The following is a 16,619-nucleotide window of genomic DNA, read 5'->3' on the forward strand; positions in this document are numbered from 1 at the left end:
GTTTCGCGATCCGCGAAGGCGGCCGCACCGTCGGCGCCGGCGTGGTGGCAAAGATCGTCAAGTGATGTGACGGCCCGTGCGCGCCTTGCGCGCACGGCTGCCGGAACATCATCCCGAGCGCAGCGAGGGATCCCCATCCCCCGCCGCGCAAGGAGTCCCCGCTTCCCCTCTCCTCGGAGATGGCCGGAACAGGCAAAGGCGGCGCAAGCCGCCATTGCCTTTTCCGGAAGCGGCATAATTCAAAGATACGCCAGTAGCTCAATTGGCAGAGCAGCGGTCTCCAAAACCGCAGGTTGGGGGTTCGAGTCCCTCCTGGCGTGCCATCCAGAGTAGCGAGTCGAGTGAACAGTAGAGTCGAGCAATCCGGCAACACGTCGGCTGGCGACATGGTCAAGTACGCACTGGCGCTGCTGCTGGTTGTGTCCGGCCTGTTCGCCTTCTACTGGTTCGAAGCGCAGTGGCCGGCTCCGGCCCGGATTGGCATGGTGGTGCTGGGCGTGGTGGCGGGCGTGGCGGTGTTCATGACCAGTCTCAAGGGCCGCCAGACGCGCGAATTCCTGTCCGAATCGCGCTTCGAACTGCGCAAGGTGGTCTGGCCGACGCGCCAGGAAGCCATGCGCATGACTTGGGTGGTGATGATCGTGGTGATCATCATCGCGTTGTTGCTGGCCGGGTTCGATACGGTCATCAAGTGGTTGGTGCAGCTGTTCCTCGGGCAATGACTGGAGACACGGGTTTGATGGAAGCGGAAGGCGTCAAGCGTTGGTATGTGGTGCATGCGTATTCCGGCTTTGAAAAGTCGGTGGCGCAGGCGCTGCGTGACCGCATCGCCCGTGCGGAGATGCAGGATCGCTTTGGCGACGTCCTAGTCCCGACCGAAGAAGTGATCGAAATGCGCTCGGGCCAGAAGCGCCGCTCCGAGCGCAAGTTCTTCCCCGGCTACGTGCTCGTGCAGATCGTGACCCGCGACGAGGGCGGCATCCCGCGCATGGACAGCGAGAGCTGGCACCTGGTCAAGGAAACGCCGAAGGTGATGGGCTTCATCGGCGGCACCGCCGATCGCCCGCTGCCGATCCGCGACGAGGAGGCCACGGCCATCCTCGACCGCGTCCAGGAAGGCGTCGAGAAGCCCCGGCCCAAGGTCCTGTTCGAGTCGGGCCAGATGGTCCGCGTGGTCGACGGTCCGTTCAACGACTTCAACGGCGTGGTCGAGGAAGTCAACTACGAGAAGAGCCGCGTGCGCGTGGCGGTGCTGATCTTTGGCCGATCCACCCCGGTCGAGCTCGAGTTCGCCCAGATCGAAAAGGCCTGAGGGCGCCCGGGCTGCAGAAGCCCGGGAAAGTCGCTATACTAGCCGGCTCCCCGCCCGGGAAGCCGGGCAGAATCGCAGGCCGCCGTATTGGCGGTCTTTCGCGTGGAAGGAGCACCGCGACGCCGGGACGCGCTGCTCCAGATGACATGTTCCCGGCCCGATGGGGAGCCTGAACGGCGCTTGCACCCGGAGAGAACAGAAAAATGGCAAAGAAAGTAGTCGGTTACATCAAGCTGCAGGTGAAGGCCGGTCAGGCCAACCCCTCGCCGCCGGTCGGCCCCGCGCTGGGCCAGCGCGGCCTGAACATCATGGAGTTCTGCAAGGCGTTCAATGCCGCGACCTCCAAGCTCGAGCCCGGCCTGCCGACGCCGGTGATCATCACCGCGTATTCGGACCGCACCTTCACCTTCGTGACCAAGAGCACGCCGGCCACGGTGCTGCTGAAGAAGGCGGCTGGCGTCACCTCCGGCTCCAAGCGCCCAAACACCGAGAAGGTGGGCAAGGTCACCCGTGCCCAGCTCGAAGACATCGCCAAGGCGAAGGAAGCGGACCTGACCGCAGCCGAGCTGGAAGCAGCGGTACGCACCATCGCGGGTTCTGCCCGTTCGATGGGCCTGACGGTGGAGGGCTGAGACCATGGCACTGAACAAGCGACAGAAGGCGATCCAGGCCGCCGTGCAGCCGGGCAAGGCGTATGCGATCGATGACGCCCTGAAGATCATCAAGGAACACAGCAAGGCCAAGTTCGTCGAGGCCGTGGACGTAGCCGTCCGCCTGGGCGTCGATGCCAAGAAGTCGGACCAGCAGGTGCGCGGCTCGACCGTGCTGCCGCAGGGCACCGGCAAGAGCGTGCGCGTCGCGGTGTTCGCCCCGGCCGGTGCCAAGGCCGAGGAGGCCCTGGCGGCCGGTGCCGATGCCGTCGGCATGGACGACCTGGCCGAGAAGATGCAGGGCGGCGACCTCAGCTATGACGTCGTGATCGCCACCCCGGACGCGATGCGCGTGGTCGGCAAGCTCGGCACGCTGCTCGGCCCGCGTGGCCTGATGCCCAACCCGAAGGTCGGCACTGTATCGCCGAACCCGGGCGAGGCGGTCAAGAACGCCAAGGGCGGCCAGGTCCGCTACCGCACCGACAAGGCCGGCATCATCCACTGCACCATCGGCAAGGCCGACTTCGGGTCCGAGCGTCTCAAGGAAAACCTGCAGGCGCTGCTGATCGACCTGGTCAAGGCCAAGCCTGCGACCTCGAAGGGCCAGTACCTGCAGAAGATCTCGGTCAGCTCGACGATGGGCCCCGGCGTCATCGTCGACCCGTCGACGCTGAGCCTGAAGTAATCGTGTTACCGCTTCGCCCGGCAACGGGCGGGGCGTTGAGGGCAGTCGCCGCAGGCCCAGGCCAGCGACGACAGCCGTCAAAGACCGCAGGTGCGGTCAGCGCGCAACGACGACGGGCATGGAGCTCGTGCTGGCATGGAATCGCCGTCGTGGCTAGCGGGATCGCTTAATCGAACCCTCCGGGGTCCGCCTGCGCAGATGGTGCCGCCTTCTGGAAGTTGTTCTGGTGCGTTCACGGACCAGCCGGACAGGCCACCAACCCGGGACCTTCGCGTCCCCGGCGTCCACGGACCGGATGCCGTCCAGGACCGCAAGCGGCAGGAGTCGCGAGCGGAGTCAATAAGTGAGGAGTGTATGGCTCTCAATCTGTCCCAGAAGCAACAAGTTGTCGCCGAGCTGGCAGACGTCGCCGCCAAGGCGCACTCCCTGGTCGCCGCCGAATACGCAGGCACGACGGTCGCGCAAATGACCGCCATGCGCAAGAAGGCCCGCGAGGAAGGCGTGTACTTGAAGGTTGTCAAGAACACGCTGGCCGCGCGCGCCGTCGAAGGTACCGAATACGAGTGCGTCAAGAGCGAACTCGTCGGTCCCCTGCTGTACGCGTTTTCGACGGAGGAGCCCGGCGCTGCCGGTCGCCTGATCAAGGAGTTCGCCAAGGGCAACGACAAGCTGCAGCCGAAGGTGGTCTCCGTGGGTGGCGAGCTGTATCCCGCCAGCCATGTGGACGTCCTGGCTGCGCTGCCGACCCTCGACCAGGCGCTGGCCATGCTGGCCCGCGTGCTGATCGAGCCCGCCGCGATGTTTGCCCGTGCCGTCAAGGCCGTGGCCGACAAGCAGGGTGGTGGCGAGGAAGCGCCGGCCGAGGCCGCCGCCGAAGAAGCCGCGGCCGAAGCCTGAGTTCGACGTCATCCGGTTCGCTTGAACCCAATCCCAGATAATTTCCAAAGGTAAACATCCATGTCCCTTACCAACGAACAGATCGTCGACGCGATCGCCGAGAAGTCCCTGATGGAAGTGGTGGAGCTGGTCAAGGCCATCGAAGAGAAGTTCGGCGTCTCCGCCGCCGCCCCGGTTGCCGCGGCCGCCGCCGCCGGCCCGGCCGCGGCTGTCGAAGAGCAGACCGAGTTCACCGTCACCCTGAAGTCGGCCGGCGACAAGAAGGTCGAGGTCATCAAGGCCGTTCGCGCCATCACCGGCCTGGGCCTGAAGGAAGCCAAGGACCTCACCGAGGCCGGCGGCGTCCTGAAGGAAGCCGTGTCGAAGGACGAAGCCGAGAAGTGCAAGAAGGACCTCGAGGCTGCCGGCGCGACCGTCGAAGTCAAGTGACGTCAGGCCCCACGCGCCGCAGGGCGCGTGGCTGGCCGAGCGGCATTCCCGCGAATGCGGGAAGCGGATTGCAACAGCCCGCAGGGCTGGTCATCCACGGTCTCCGCGAAAGCGGAAGCCAACCGAGGTAAAGATTGGCCCTCAACCGAGTGCAAATCAAAGCAGGAGCCGCCTCATTCCCGCCCACGCGGGAATGAGGGCGGAAGCCGAGGCTGGGGGCCGTACGCCCCCGGCCTTCGGTCGTTGTAATGCCGGGAGACGGCTGCGGGATTCGGAATTCGGGAAAGCAGGCGTTTGCGCGGCTTTTTCCAATCCCGAATCCCGGACCTGCTCCCTGCTCCACACAGTTGTCAGTGGTCAGTAGCGGGAGAAGGCGTGCTGGTGCCGGCAATACCAGCAACTGTCCAGTGACAACTTTTCGTTTTCAAGGGCCTGCGTCCGCGCAGGTCCCAGACCGAGGCATCAGCTCCCCATGACGACGTCCCAGCTCCAGTCGAACTACTCGTTCACCGAGAAGAAGCGCATCCGCAAGAATTTCGGGAAGCGCCGCTCGATCCTCGAGGTGCCGTTCCTGCTCGCCATCCAGGTCGACTCCTATCGCGAGTTCCTGCAGGCCGACAAGGACCCGAACAAGCGCGATGACAAGGGCCTGCACGCAGCCCTCAAGTCGGTGTTCCCGATCGTCAGCTACAACGGCTACGCCGCCCTCGAATACGTCGGCTACAAGCTTGGCGAGCCGGTGTTCGACGAGCGCGAGTGCCGCCAGCGCGGCATGAGCTACGGCGCGCCGCTGCGCGTAACCGTGCGCCTGGTGATCTACGACCGCGAGTCGTCGAACAAGGCCATCAAGTACGTGAAGGAGCAGGAGGTCTACATGGGCGAGATCCCGCTCATGACCGGCAACGGCACCTTCATCGTCAACGGCACCGAGCGCGTCATCGTCTCGCAGCTGCACCGTTCGCCGGGCGTGTTCTTCGACCACGACCGTGGCAAGACCCACAGCTCGGGCAAGCTGCTGTTCTCCGCGCGCGTGATCCCCTACCGCGGCTCGTGGCTGGACTTCGAGTTCGACCCGAAGGACGCGCTGTACACCCGCATCGACCGCCGCCGCAAGCTGCCGGTCAGCGTGCTGCTGCGCGCGCTGGGCTACAACAACGAAGAGATGCTCAACGAGTTCTTCGAGATCAACACCTTCCACGTCCTGCCCGAAGGCGAGGGCGTGGAGCTGGAACTGGTGCCCGAGCGCCTGCGCGGCGAGACCTTGAACTTCGACCTGGCCGATGGTGACAAGGTGATTGTCGAGGCCGGCAAGCGCGTCACCGCGCGCCACGTCAAGCAGCTCGAAGCTGCCGGCGTCGCCGCCCTGGCCGTGCCCGACGAGTACGTGGTGGGCCGCGTGCTCTCGCACGACGTGGTCGACGCCTCGACCGGCGAGCTGATCGCCTTGGCCAACGACGAGATCACCGACGAAATGCTGGTGGCCTTCCGCAAGGCCGGCATCGAGGTGGTCGGCACGATCTGGACCAACGACCTCGACCGTGGCGCCTACCTGTCGAACACGCTGCGCGTGGACGCCACCAAGACCCAGCTCGACGCGCTGGTCGAGATCTACCGCATGATGCGTCCCGGCGAGCCGCCGACCAAGGACGCTGCGCAGAACCTGTTCCACAACCTGTTCTTCGCCTTCGAGCGCTACGACCTGTCGGGCGTGGGCCGGATGAAGTTCAACCGCCGCCTGGGTCGCCGCGAGGTTACCGGCTCGGCGGTGCTGTACGACGCCAAGTACTTCGCCGAGCGCAAGGACGAGGAGTCGGGGCGCCTGCGCGAAGCCTGCGGTGACACGTCCGACATCCTCGACGTGATCAAGGTGCTGACCGAAATCCGCAACGGCCGCGGCGTGGTCGACGACATCGACCACCTCGGCAACCGCCGCGTGCGTTCGGTCGGCGAGATGGCCGAGAACGTGTTCCGCGTCGGCCTGGTGCGCGTCGAGCGCGCCGTGCGCGAGCGTCTGACCATGGCCGAAAACGACGGCCTGACCCCGCAGGAGCTGATCAACGCCAAGCCGGTCGCGGCGGCGGTGAAGGAGTTCTTCGGTTCGTCGCAGCTGTCGCAGTTCATGGACCAGAACAACCCGCTCTCGGAAGTCACCCACAAGCGCCGCGTGTCCGCGCTTGGCCCGGGCGGCCTGACCCGCGAGCGCGCCGGCTTCGAAGTGCGCGACGTGCATCCGACCCACTACGGCCGCGTCTGCACCATCGAGACGCCGGAAGGCCCGAACATCGGTCTGATCAACTCGCTGGCGGTGTTCGCCCGCACCAACAACTACGGCTTCCTCGAGACCCCCTACCGCAAGGTCGTGGAGGGTCGCGTCACCGACGACATCGAATACCTGTCGGCGATCGAGGAGAACGAGTTCGTCATCGCCCAGGCCGACTCGCCGCAGGATGCCAAGGGCAACCTTGACGCGCAGTTCGTGTCCTGCCGCTTCCAGGGCGAGAACCTGCTCAAGCCGCCGGCCGAGATCCACTACATGGACGTCTCGCCGATGCAGACCGTGTCGGTCGCCGCGGCGCTGGTGCCGTTCCTGGAGCACGACGACGCCAACCGCGCGCTGATGGGCGCCAACATGCAGCGCCAGGCCGTGCCGACGCTGCGTGCGCAGAAGCCGCTGGTGGGCACCGGCATCGAGCGCGCCGTGGCGCGCGACTCGGGCGTGACGGTGAACGCGCGCCGCGGTGGCGTGATCGAGCAGATCGACGCCGGCCGCATCGTGGTCAAGGCCAACGAGGACGAGATCTCCGGCGAGACCGATGCCGGCGTCGACATCTACAACCTGATCAAGTACACGCGCTCCAACCAGAACACCTGCATCAATCAGACCCCGCTGGTCAACGTGGGCGACGTGATCGCGCGCGGCGACGTGCTGGCCGACGGCCCCTCGACCGACATCGGCGAGCTGGCCCTGGGCCAGAACATGCTGGTCGCGTTCATGCCGTGGAACGGCTACAACTTCGAGGACTCGATCCTGCTGTCGGAGCGCGTGGTCCAGGAAGACCGCTACACCACGATCCACATCGAGGAACTGACCGCGGTTGCGCGTGACACCAAGCTCGGGCCGGAGGAGATCTCGGCCGACATCCCGAACGTCTCCGAACAGGCGCTCAACCGCCTCGACGAGTCGGGCGTGGTGTACATCGGCGCGGAAGTGCGCGCCGGCGACATCCTGGTCGGCAAGGTCACGCCCAAGGGCGAGAGCCAGCTGACCCCGGAGGAGAAGCTGCTGCGCGCGATCTTCGGCGAGAAGGCCTCGGACGTGAAGGACAGCTCGCTGCGCGTGCCCCCGGGCATGGACGGCACCGTCATCGACGTGCAGGTCTTCACCCGCGACGGCATCGAGAAGGACAAACGTGCGCGCCAGATCGAGGAGTCCGAGGTCAAGCGCGTCAAGAAGGACTTCGACGACCAGTTCCGCATCCTCGAGGCGGCGATCTATAACCGCCTGCGCTCGCAGCTGCTGGGTCGCACGGCCAACGGTGGTCCTGGCCTGAAGAAGGGCGACACGGTCACCTCGCTGGTGCTCGACGGGCTGAAGAAGTCCGACTGGTTCCAGCTGCGCATGAAGGATGACGAAGCGTCCGACGCGATCGAGCGCGCGCAGAAGCAGATCGAGGCGCACGAGAAGGAGTTCGAGAAGCGTTTCGCCGACAAGCGCGGCAAGATCATGCAGGGCGACGACCTGGCGCCGGGCGTGCTGAAGATGGTCAAGGTCTACCTGGCCGTGAAGCGCCGCATCCAGCCGGGCGACAAGATGGCCGGCCGGCACGGCAACAAGGGCGTGGTGTCCACGATCGTTCCGGTCGAGGACATGCCGCACATGGCCAACGGCGAGACCGTCGACATCGTGCTCAACCCGCTGGGCGTTCCGAGCCGCATGAACATCGGCCAGATCCTGGAAACGCACCTGGGCTGGGCGGCAAAGGGCCTGGGCCGCAAGATCGACGCGATGCTGCAGGCGCAGGCCAAGGTGGCCGACCTGCGCAAGTTCCTCGACGAGATCTACAACCACGACAAGGAAATCTTCGCGCAGCGCGTCGACCTCAAGCAGTTCAGCGACGACGAACTGATCAGGCTGTCCAAGAACCTGGTCGACGGCGTGCCGATGGCGACCCCGGTGTTCGACGGTGCGTCCGAGGCCGAGATCAAGCGGATGCTCGAACTGGCCGACCTGCCGACCAGCGGCCAGGCCCAGCTGTACGACGGCCGCACCGGCGAGGCATTCGAGCGCAAGGTGACCGTGGGCTACATGCACATGCTCAAGCTCAACCACCTGGTCGACGACAAGATGCATGCGCGCTCCACCGGTCCGTACTCGCTCGTCACCCAGCAGCCGCTGGGCGGCAAGGCGCAGTTCGGCGGCCAGCGCTTCGGCGAAATGGAAATGTGGGCGCTGGAAGCCTACGGCGCGGCCTACACCATGCAGGAAATGCTGACGGTGAAGTCCGACGACGTGCAGGGCCGCAACCAGATGTACAAGAACATCGTCGACGGCGAGTACGAGATGGTCGCCGGCATGCCGGAGTCCTTCAACGTCCTGGTCAAGGAAATCCGCTCGCTCGCGATCAACATGGAGCTGGAAGAGAACTGAGGACGCAGCCGGGGGCAGGGCGCGCATGACGCGCCCGCCACCGGCAAGCACCGCAGCCCCGTCCTCGATTCCAGATCCCGGAGAAACACATGAAAGACCTTCTGAACCTCTTCAACCAGCACCGTCCGACGCCGGACTTCGACGCGATCAAGATCGCGCTCGCTTCCCCGGACCTGATCCGTTCGTGGTCCTACGGCGAAGTGAAGAAGCCCGAGACCATCAACTACCGCACCTTCAAGCCCGAACGCGACGGCCTGTTCTGCGCCGCCATCTTCGGACCGGTGAAGGACTACGAGTGCCTGTGCGGCAAGTACAAGCGCATGAAGCACCGCGGCGTGGTCTGCGAGAAGTGCGGCACCGAAGTGACCCTGGCCAAGGTGCGCCGCGAGCGCATGGGCCACATCGACCTGGCCTCGCCGGTCGCGCACATCTGGTTCCTCAAGTCGCTGCCCTCGCGCATCGGCCTGATGCTGGACATGACCCTGCGCGACATCGAGCGCATCCTGTACTTCGAGGCGTTCGTCGTCACCGAGCCGGGCCTGACCCCGCTCGAGCGCGGCCAGTTGCTCAACGAAGAGCAGTACATGCAGATGCGCCAGGAGCACGGCGATGATTTCGACGCCGCCATGGGCGCCGAAGCCGTGTTCGACCTGCTGCGCACCATCGACCTGCAGGCCGAGACGGTCAAGCTGAAGGAAGACATCGCCGCCACCGGTTCGGAGACCAAGCTCAAGCGGCTGACCAAGCGCATCAAGCTGGTCGAGGCCTTCCTCGAGTCGGGTAACCGCCCCGAGTGGATGGTCATGACCGTGCTGCCGGTGCTGCCGCCGGACCTGCGTCCGCTGGTGCCGCTGGACGGTGGCCGCTTCGCGACCTCCGACCTCAACGACCTCTACCGCCGCGTCATCAACCGCAACAACCGCCTGCGCCGCCTGCTCGAACTCAACGCGCCCGACATCATCGTGCGCAACGAGAAGCGCATGCTGCAGGAGTCGGTTGACGCCCTGATGGACAACGGCCGCCGCGGCCGCGCCATCACCGGCACCAACAAGCGTCCGCTCAAGTCGCTGGCCGACATGATCAAGGGCAAGCAGGGCCGCTTCCGCCAGAACCTGCTCGGCAAGCGCGTCGACTACTCGGGCCGTTCGGTCATCGTGGTCGGCCCGACCCTGCGCCTGCACGAGTGCGGCCTGCCCAAGAAGATGGCGCTGGAGCTGTTCAAGCCCTTCATCTTCGCCAAGCTGCAGCGCCGTGGCCTGGCCACGACGATCAAGGCGGCCAAGAAGCTGGTCGAGCGCGAAGAGGCCGAGGTGTGGGACATCCTCGAAGAGGTGATCCGCGAGCATCCGGTGCTGCTCAACCGTGCGCCGACGCTGCACCGCCTCGGCATCCAGGCCTTCGAGCCGGTGCTGATCGAGGGCAAGGCGATCCAGCTGCACCCGCTGGTCTGCACCGCGTTCAACGCCGACTTCGACGGTGACCAGATGGCCGTGCACGTGCCGCTTTCGCTGGAAGCCCAGCTGGAAGCGCGCGCGTTGATGATGTCGACCAACAACATCCTCTCGCCCGCCAACGGCGAGCCGATCATCGTTCCCTCGCAGGACGTGGTGCTCGGCCTGTACTACATGACCCGTGCGCTGGAGAACACCCCGGGCGAGGGCATGGTGTTCGCCAACGTCGCCGAAGCGCGCCGCGCCTACGACAACAAGGCGGCCGGCCTGCACGCCAAGGTGAAGGTGCGCATCATCGAGACGGTGATCGACGAGGACGGCAATCGCGAGAAGAAGAGCTCGATCGTGGACACCACGGTCGGCCGCGCGCTGCTGGCCGAGATCCTGCCCGAGGGCCTGCCGTTCGCGCTGGCCAACACCGAGCTGAGCAAGAAGAACATCTCGCGCCTGATCAACAGCTGCTACCGCATGCTGGGCCTGAAGGACACGGTCGTGTTCGCCGACAAGCTGATGTACACCGGCTTCGCCTTCGCGACCCGCGCCGGCGTGTCGATCGGCATCGACGACATGATCATCCCCGACGAGAAGAAGGGCATCCTCGCCGAGGCCGAGACCGAGGTGCTGGAAATCCAGCAGCAGTACCAGTCGGGCCTGGTCACCGCGGGCGAGCGCTACAACAAGGTGGTCGACATCTGGTCGCGCACCAACGAGCGCGTGGCCAAGGCGATGATGGACACCATCGGCACCGAGAAGGTGCTCAACGCCAAGGGCGAGACCATCGACCAGAAGTCGATGAACTCGATCTACATCATGGCCGATTCCGGCGCGCGTGGTTCGCAGGCGCAGATCCGCCAGCTGGCCGGCATGCGTGGCCTGATGGCCAAGCCCGACGGCTCGATCATCGAGACCCCGATCACCTCGAACTTCCGCGAGGGCCTGAACGTCCAGCAGTACTTCATCTCGACCCACGGTGCCCGCAAGGGCCTGGCGGATACCGCGCTGAAGACCGCCAACTCCGGTTACCTGACCCGTCGCCTGGTCGACGTGGCCCAGGACGTGGTGATCACCGAAAGCGATTGCGGGACGATGAACGGCCTGACCATGGCACCGATCGTGGAAGGCGGCGACGTGGTCGAGCCGCTGCGCGACCGCGTGCTGGGCCGCGTCGTGGCCGAGGACGTGTTCCTGCCGGGCAACGACGAGGATCCGATCGTCACCCGCAACACCCTGCTCGACGAAGCCTGGGTGCAGAAGCTGGAAGACGCGAGCGTGCAGTCGTTCAAGGTGCGCTCGACGATCACCTGCGAAAGCAGCTTCGGCGTCTGCGCGCACTGCTACGGCCGCGACTTGGGCCGTGGCCACATCGTCAACCTCGGCGAAGCGGTCGGCGTCGTCGCCGCGCAGTCGATCGGCGAACCCGGCACCCAGCTGACCATGCGTACGTTCCACATCGGTGGCGCGGCCTCGCGTGCGGCGGCCATCGACAACGTGACGGTCAAGACCACCGGCTCGATCAAGTTCAACAACCTCAAGACGGTGCAGCACGCCAGCGGCAACCTGACGGTCGTCTCACGTTCGGGCGAGCTGTCGGTGCTCGACGGCCACGGCCGCGAGCGCGAGCGCTACAAGCTGCCCTACGGCTCCACGATCACGGTCAAGGACGGCGCCGAGATCAAGGCTGGCCAGACCGTGGCCAACTGGGATCCGCATAACCACCCGATCGTCTCGGAAGTGGCCGGTTCGATCCGCTTCGTGGACTTCGTCGACGGCGTCACTGTCGTCGAGAAGACTGACGAACTGACCGGCCTGGCCTCGCGCGAGATCTCCGATCCCAAGCGCCGTGGCTCGCAGGGCAAGGACCTGCGTCCGATCGTGCGGATCATCGACAAGGACGGCAACGACCTCAACATCCCGGGCACCGACCTGCCGGCGCAGTACATGCTGCCGCCGCGCTCGATCGTCAACCTGCAGGATGGTGCGCCGGTGGGCGTGGGCGACGTGGTCGCCAAGATCCCGCAGGAAGCGTCGAAGACCCGCGACATCACCGGCGGCCTGCCGCGCGTGGCCGACCTGTTCGAGGCCCGCAAGCCGAAGGACCCGGCGATCCTCGCCGAGAAGTCCGGCGTGGTGAGCTTCGGCAAGGACACCAAGGGCAAGCAGCGCCTGATCATCAAGGCGCCCGACGGTGACGATCACGAGGAGCTGATTCCCAAGTACCGCCAGATCATCGTGTTCGAAGGCGAGCACGTGGAGAAGGGCGAGACCGTGGTGGACGGCGAGCCGACGCCGCAGGACATCCTGCGTCTGCTCGGGGTCGAGCCGCTGGCCGTGTACCTGACCAGGGAAATCCAGGACGTGTATCGCCTGCAGGGCGTGAAGATCAACGACAAGCACATCGAGGTGATCGTTCGCCAGATGCTGCGCAAGGTCGAGATCACCGACCCGGGCGACAGCCGTTACCTGGCCGGTGAGCAGGCCGAGCGCCAGCGCGTGATCGAGGAGAACCTGAAGCTCGCCGCCAAGAACGAGCTGCCGGTCCGCGCCGACCCGGTGTTGCTGGGCATCACCAAGGCTTCGCTGGCGACCGAGTCGTTCCTGTCGGCGGCGTCCTTCCAGGAGACCACCCGCGTGCTGACCGAGGCTGCCGTCCGCGGCACCCGCGACGGCCTGCGTGGCCTCAAGGAGAACGTCATCGTCGGCCGCCTGATCCCGGCGGGCACCGGCCTGGCCTACCACACCCGTCGCCGCAACAAGGCCGCGGGGCTGACCGACGCCGAGCTCGACGCGCTTACGGGTGCGCCGGTGCAGGCGGCGGTCGCGACCGCCGTCGCGGCCGATCCGGCTGCGGTGATGATCGAGGACGCTCCGACGGTCGAAGCGGCCGGCCAGGAGTCCAGCGCGAGCTGAGTTGCGGTACGCGGCCCCCGACAAGGGGGCCCAGATCTCGAAATGAGGCGCAGGGAGCGCCTCGTTTTCGGCCCAGGATGGGCGGAAGCAGCATTTGGTCCGGCAGCGGGTGACCGCGGTGACGGGACCGGAAGCATGGCTTGCGTTGACGGTCTCCGTCAGCGCGGGCTATACTTTTTCGTCTCGGCAGGTCGGGTCTTCCCGCCTGCCGTCGTTTTCACGAGGGCATCCGCCCCGAAACCCAAGAAACCACTGACCGATGGCAACGATCAATCAGCTGGTGCGCAAGCCGCGCAGCCCTGAAATCTACAAGAGCAACTCTCCCGCGCTGGCCAACTGCCCGCAGCGTCGGGGCGTGTGCACCCGCGTCTACACCACGACCCCGAAGAAGCCGAACTCGGCGCTGCGCAAGGTCGCCAAGGTGCGCCTGACCAACGGGTACGAAGTCATTTCGTACATCGGCGGCGAAGGCCACAACCTGCAGGAGCACAGCGTGGTGCTGATCCGTGGCGGTCGCGTCAAGGACCTGCCGGGCGTGCGTTACCACACCGTGCGCGGCTCGCTCGATGCCGCCGGCGTCGCCAAGCGCAAGCAGGCGCGTTCCAAGTACGGCGCCAAGCGCCCGAAGGCCTGAGGAAACTGAATCATGTCGCGTAAAGGTAATACTCCCCAACGTTCCACCCTGCCCGATCCCAAGCACGGGAGCGAGACGATCGCCCGCTTCATCAACATGGTCATGAAGAGCGGCAAGAAGTCTGTCGCCGAGAAGATCGTGTATGGCGCGATGGACGTGATCAGCGAGAAGAACAGCAACGCCGTCGAAGTGGTCGAAAAGGCCCTCGGCAACGTGTCCCCGTCGGTCGAGGTGAAGTCGCGTCGCGTCGGTGGCGCCACCTACCAGGTGCCGGTCGAGGTGCGCCAGTCGCGCCGCATGGCGCTGGCGATGCGCTGGCTGATCGAGTCGGCGCGCAAGCGCGGCGAGAACTCCATGCCGCGCAAGCTTGCTGCCGAACTGATCGACGCCTCCGAGAGCCGCGGTGGCGCGATCAAGAAGCGCGAGGAAACGCACCGCATGGCGGATGCGAACAAGGCGTTCGCGCACTACCGCTGGTAAGACACACCACGTGGGGCCGGTCTTCGGCCCCCGCGGCGCCACCGGCGCCACTTCCGCGGCGCGATGCCGCGTGCGATGTGTCCGATGCCGCCGCCTGGCGGCATTCGGCCATTGAAGAAGCGAGTCCCTCGCGACGGTCCCCGCCCCGGTGCGCGGACTTCCCACCGCATTGAATCTGAGGCAATCCCGTGGCCCGCACGACCCCCATCGAACGCTATCGCAACTTCGGCATCATGGCGCACATCGACGCCGGCAAGACCACGACGTCCGAGCGCATCCTGTTCTACACCGGCAAGAGCCACAAGATCGGCGAGGTGCACGACGGCGCCGCGACGATGGACTGGATGGAGCAGGAGCAGGAACGCGGCATCACGATCCAGTCCGCGGCCACGACGGCGTTCTGGAAAGGCATGGACAAGTCCCTGCCCGAGCACCGCTTCAACATCATCGACACCCCCGGCCACGTCGACTTCACGATCGAAGTCGAGCGTTCGCTGCGCGTGCTCGACGGCGCGGTCTTCGTGCTGTGTGCGGTCGGTGGCGTGCAGCCGCAGTCGGAGACGGTGTGGCGCCAGGCCAACAAGTACCACGTGCCGCGCATCGCGTTCGTCAACAAGATGGACCGCACCGGTGCCAACTTCGTCAAGGTGCGCGACCAGCTGAAGGCGCGCCTGGGTGCTTCGCCGGTGCCGATGCAGGTGCCGATCGGCGCCGAGGACGGCTTCGAGGGCGTGGTCGACCTGATCAAGATGAAGGCGATCCACTGGGATACCGTCTCGCAGGGCCTGAACTTCGAATATCGCGAGATCCCGGCCAACCTGCTTGAAGAGGCGACCGAAGCGCGCGCGTTCATGGTGGAGTCCGCGGCTGAGGCCAGCGAAGAACTTATGGACAAGTACCTCGAAGGCGGCGAGCTGACCGAGGAAGAGATCGTCCGCGGCCTGCGCGAGCGCACGCTGAAGACCGAGATCGTGCCGATGTTCTGCGGCACCGCGTTCAAGAACAAGGGCGTCCAGGCCATGCTCGACGGCGTGGTGCAGCTGCTTCCGTCGCCGGTCGACGTGCCTGCGATCAACGGCGTCGATGTCGATGACGAGACCAAGGAGCTGAGCCGCGACCCCAACGACAAGGCGCCGTTCTCCGCGCTTGCGTTCAAGATCATGACCGACCCGTTCGTGGGTTCGCTGACCTTCTTCCGCGTCTACTCGGGCACGCTCAACGCCGGCGACCAGGTGCTGAACTCGACCAAGGGCAAGAAGGAGCGCATCGGCCGCGTGCTGCAGATGCACTCCAACAATCGCGAGGAGATCAAGCAAGTGCTGGCCGGCGACATCGCGGCGGCCGTGGGCCTGAAGGACGTCACCACCGGCGATACGCTGTGCGCGCAGGACGCGCCGATCATCCTCGAGCGCATGGTGTTCCCGGAGCCCGTGATCTCGATGGCGGTCGAGCCGAAGACCAAGTCCGACCAGGAAAAGATGGGCCTGGCGCTGGGCCGGCTGGCCCAGGAAGACCCGTCGTTCCGCGTCAAGACCGACGAAGAGTCTGGCCAGACCATCATCTCCGGCATGGGCGAGCTGCACCTGGACATCCTCGTCGACCGCATGAAGCGCGAGTTCAACGTCGAGGCCAACGTCGGCAAGCCGCAGGTCGCCTATCGCGAAACCATCCGCTCCAAGGACGTCAAGTCCGACTACAAGCACGCCAAGCAGTCCGGCGGCAAGGGTCAGTACGGCCACGTGGTGATCGAGATGTCGCCGCTGACCGCAGAGGACCGCGAGAAGCATGCGGCGGACATCAAGGACGATTTCCTGTTCCTCAACGACATCACCGGTGGCGTGATCCCGAAGGAGTTCATCCCGTCGGTCGAGAAGGGCATGCGCGAAACCATCACCAGCGGTCCGCTTGCGGGCTTCCCGGTGGTGGGCGTCAAGGCCAAGCTGGTGTTCGGCTCGTACCATGACGTCGACTCGTCGGAAATGGCGTTCAAGCTGGCCGCCTCGATGGCGTTCAAGCAGGGCTTCGCCAAGGCCAGGCCGGTGCTGCTCGAGCCGATCATGAAGGTCGAGATCGTCAGCCCCGAGGATTACCTTGGCGACGTCATGGGCGATGTGAGCCGTCGCCGCGGCGTCCTGCAGGGCCAGGACGAGACCCTCTCGGGCAAGATCATCAACGCGATGATCCCGCTGGGCGAGATGTTCGGCTATGCGACTTCGCTGCGTTCGATGTCGCAGGGCCGCGCCACCTTCACGATGGAATTCGACCATTACGAAGAGGCGCCGACGAACATCGCCGAGACCGTCATCAAGAAGGGTTGATCCCCGGCTTCGTGGCGCACCGCCCCCGGTGCGCCATGCACACACATCATTGATTTGAATACAGAGGTAAAGACCATGGCAAAGGGCAAGTTCGAGCGCACCAAGCCCCACGTGAACGTGGGCACGATTGGTCACGTGGACCACGGCAAGACGACGCTGACGGCGGCGCTGACGAAGATCGGTGCGGAGCGTTTCGGCGGCGAGTTCC

General features: G+C 65.6%; 12 protein-coding genes and 1 tRNA gene. All 13 read left to right on the forward strand.

Annotated elements, in window-relative coordinates; translation table 11 throughout:
• The first annotated feature begins 247 nt into the window (after window positions 1-247).
• Window positions 248-323: transfer RNA gene (locus ACW5DW_RS16930), tRNA-Trp, on the forward strand.
• Window positions 324-341: 18 nt separating this feature from the next.
• Entirely contained in the window at window positions 342-722 is a 381-nt protein-coding gene (gene secE / locus ACW5DW_RS16935; RefSeq protein WP_457020474.1) for a preprotein translocase subunit SecE, read from the forward strand.
• A 17-nt stretch (window positions 723-739) separates the two neighbouring features.
• Entirely contained in the window at window positions 740-1,312 is a 573-nt protein-coding gene (nusG, locus tag ACW5DW_RS16940) for a transcription termination/antitermination protein NusG (protein WP_457020475.1), read from the forward strand.
• 203 nt (window positions 1,313-1,515) lie between these two features.
• Window positions 1,516-1,944: a 50S ribosomal protein L11 gene (rplK, locus tag ACW5DW_RS16945; RefSeq protein ID WP_457020476.1), complete on the forward strand. Its 429-nt coding sequence runs from the start codon at window positions 1,516-1,518 to the stop codon at window positions 1,942-1,944.
• Window positions 1,945-1,948: 4 nt separating this feature from the next.
• Entirely contained in the window at window positions 1,949-2,647 is a 699-nt protein-coding gene (gene rplA / locus ACW5DW_RS16950) for a 50S ribosomal protein L1 (protein WP_457020477.1), read from the forward strand.
• 354 nt (window positions 2,648-3,001) lie between these two features.
• Window positions 3,002-3,544 carry a 50S ribosomal protein L10 gene (rplJ, locus tag ACW5DW_RS16955; protein ID WP_457020478.1) on the forward strand — a complete coding sequence of 181 codons (543 nt, stop codon included), beginning with the start codon at window positions 3,002-3,004 and terminating at the stop codon, window positions 3,542-3,544.
• A gap of 60 nt (window positions 3,545-3,604) precedes the next feature.
• Window positions 3,605-3,973 carry a 50S ribosomal protein L7/L12 gene (gene rplL / locus ACW5DW_RS16960; RefSeq protein ID WP_457020479.1) on the forward strand — a complete coding sequence of 123 codons (369 nt, stop codon included), beginning with the start codon at window positions 3,605-3,607 and terminating at the stop codon, window positions 3,971-3,973.
• A 472-nt stretch (window positions 3,974-4,445) separates the two neighbouring features.
• On the forward strand, window positions 4,446-8,621 hold the full coding sequence (gene rpoB, locus ACW5DW_RS16965; RefSeq protein WP_457020480.1) for a DNA-directed RNA polymerase subunit beta: 4,176 nt from the start codon (window positions 4,446-4,448) through the stop codon (window positions 8,619-8,621).
• Between the two features lie 89 nt (window positions 8,622-8,710).
• The gene (gene rpoC, locus ACW5DW_RS16970; protein ID WP_457020481.1) at window positions 8,711-12,979 is read left to right on the forward strand and encodes a DNA-directed RNA polymerase subunit beta'; all 4,269 of its coding nucleotides are present in this window, start codon (window positions 8,711-8,713) and stop codon (window positions 12,977-12,979) included.
• A gap of 259 nt (window positions 12,980-13,238) precedes the next feature.
• Entirely contained in the window at window positions 13,239-13,613 is a 375-nt protein-coding gene (gene rpsL / locus ACW5DW_RS16975) for a 30S ribosomal protein S12 (RefSeq protein ID WP_457020482.1), read from the forward strand.
• Window positions 13,614-13,625: 12 nt separating this feature from the next.
• Window positions 13,626-14,093 (forward strand): 30S ribosomal protein S7, encoded by a 468-nt coding sequence (gene rpsG, locus ACW5DW_RS16980; RefSeq protein WP_457020483.1) that lies wholly within the window; start codon window positions 13,626-13,628, stop codon window positions 14,091-14,093.
• Between the two features lie 188 nt (window positions 14,094-14,281).
• Complete coding sequence (gene fusA / locus ACW5DW_RS16985; protein ID WP_457020484.1) at window positions 14,282-16,411, forward strand: elongation factor G; 2,130 nt, start codon at window positions 14,282-14,284, stop codon at window positions 16,409-16,411.
• A 75-nt stretch (window positions 16,412-16,486) separates the two neighbouring features.
• The coding region (locus ACW5DW_RS16990) for a GTP-binding protein (protein ID WP_241899612.1) at window positions 16,487-16,619 on the forward strand (133 nt) is incomplete at its 3' end.

The organism is Luteimonas sp. A482 (genome assembly GCF_054072655.1).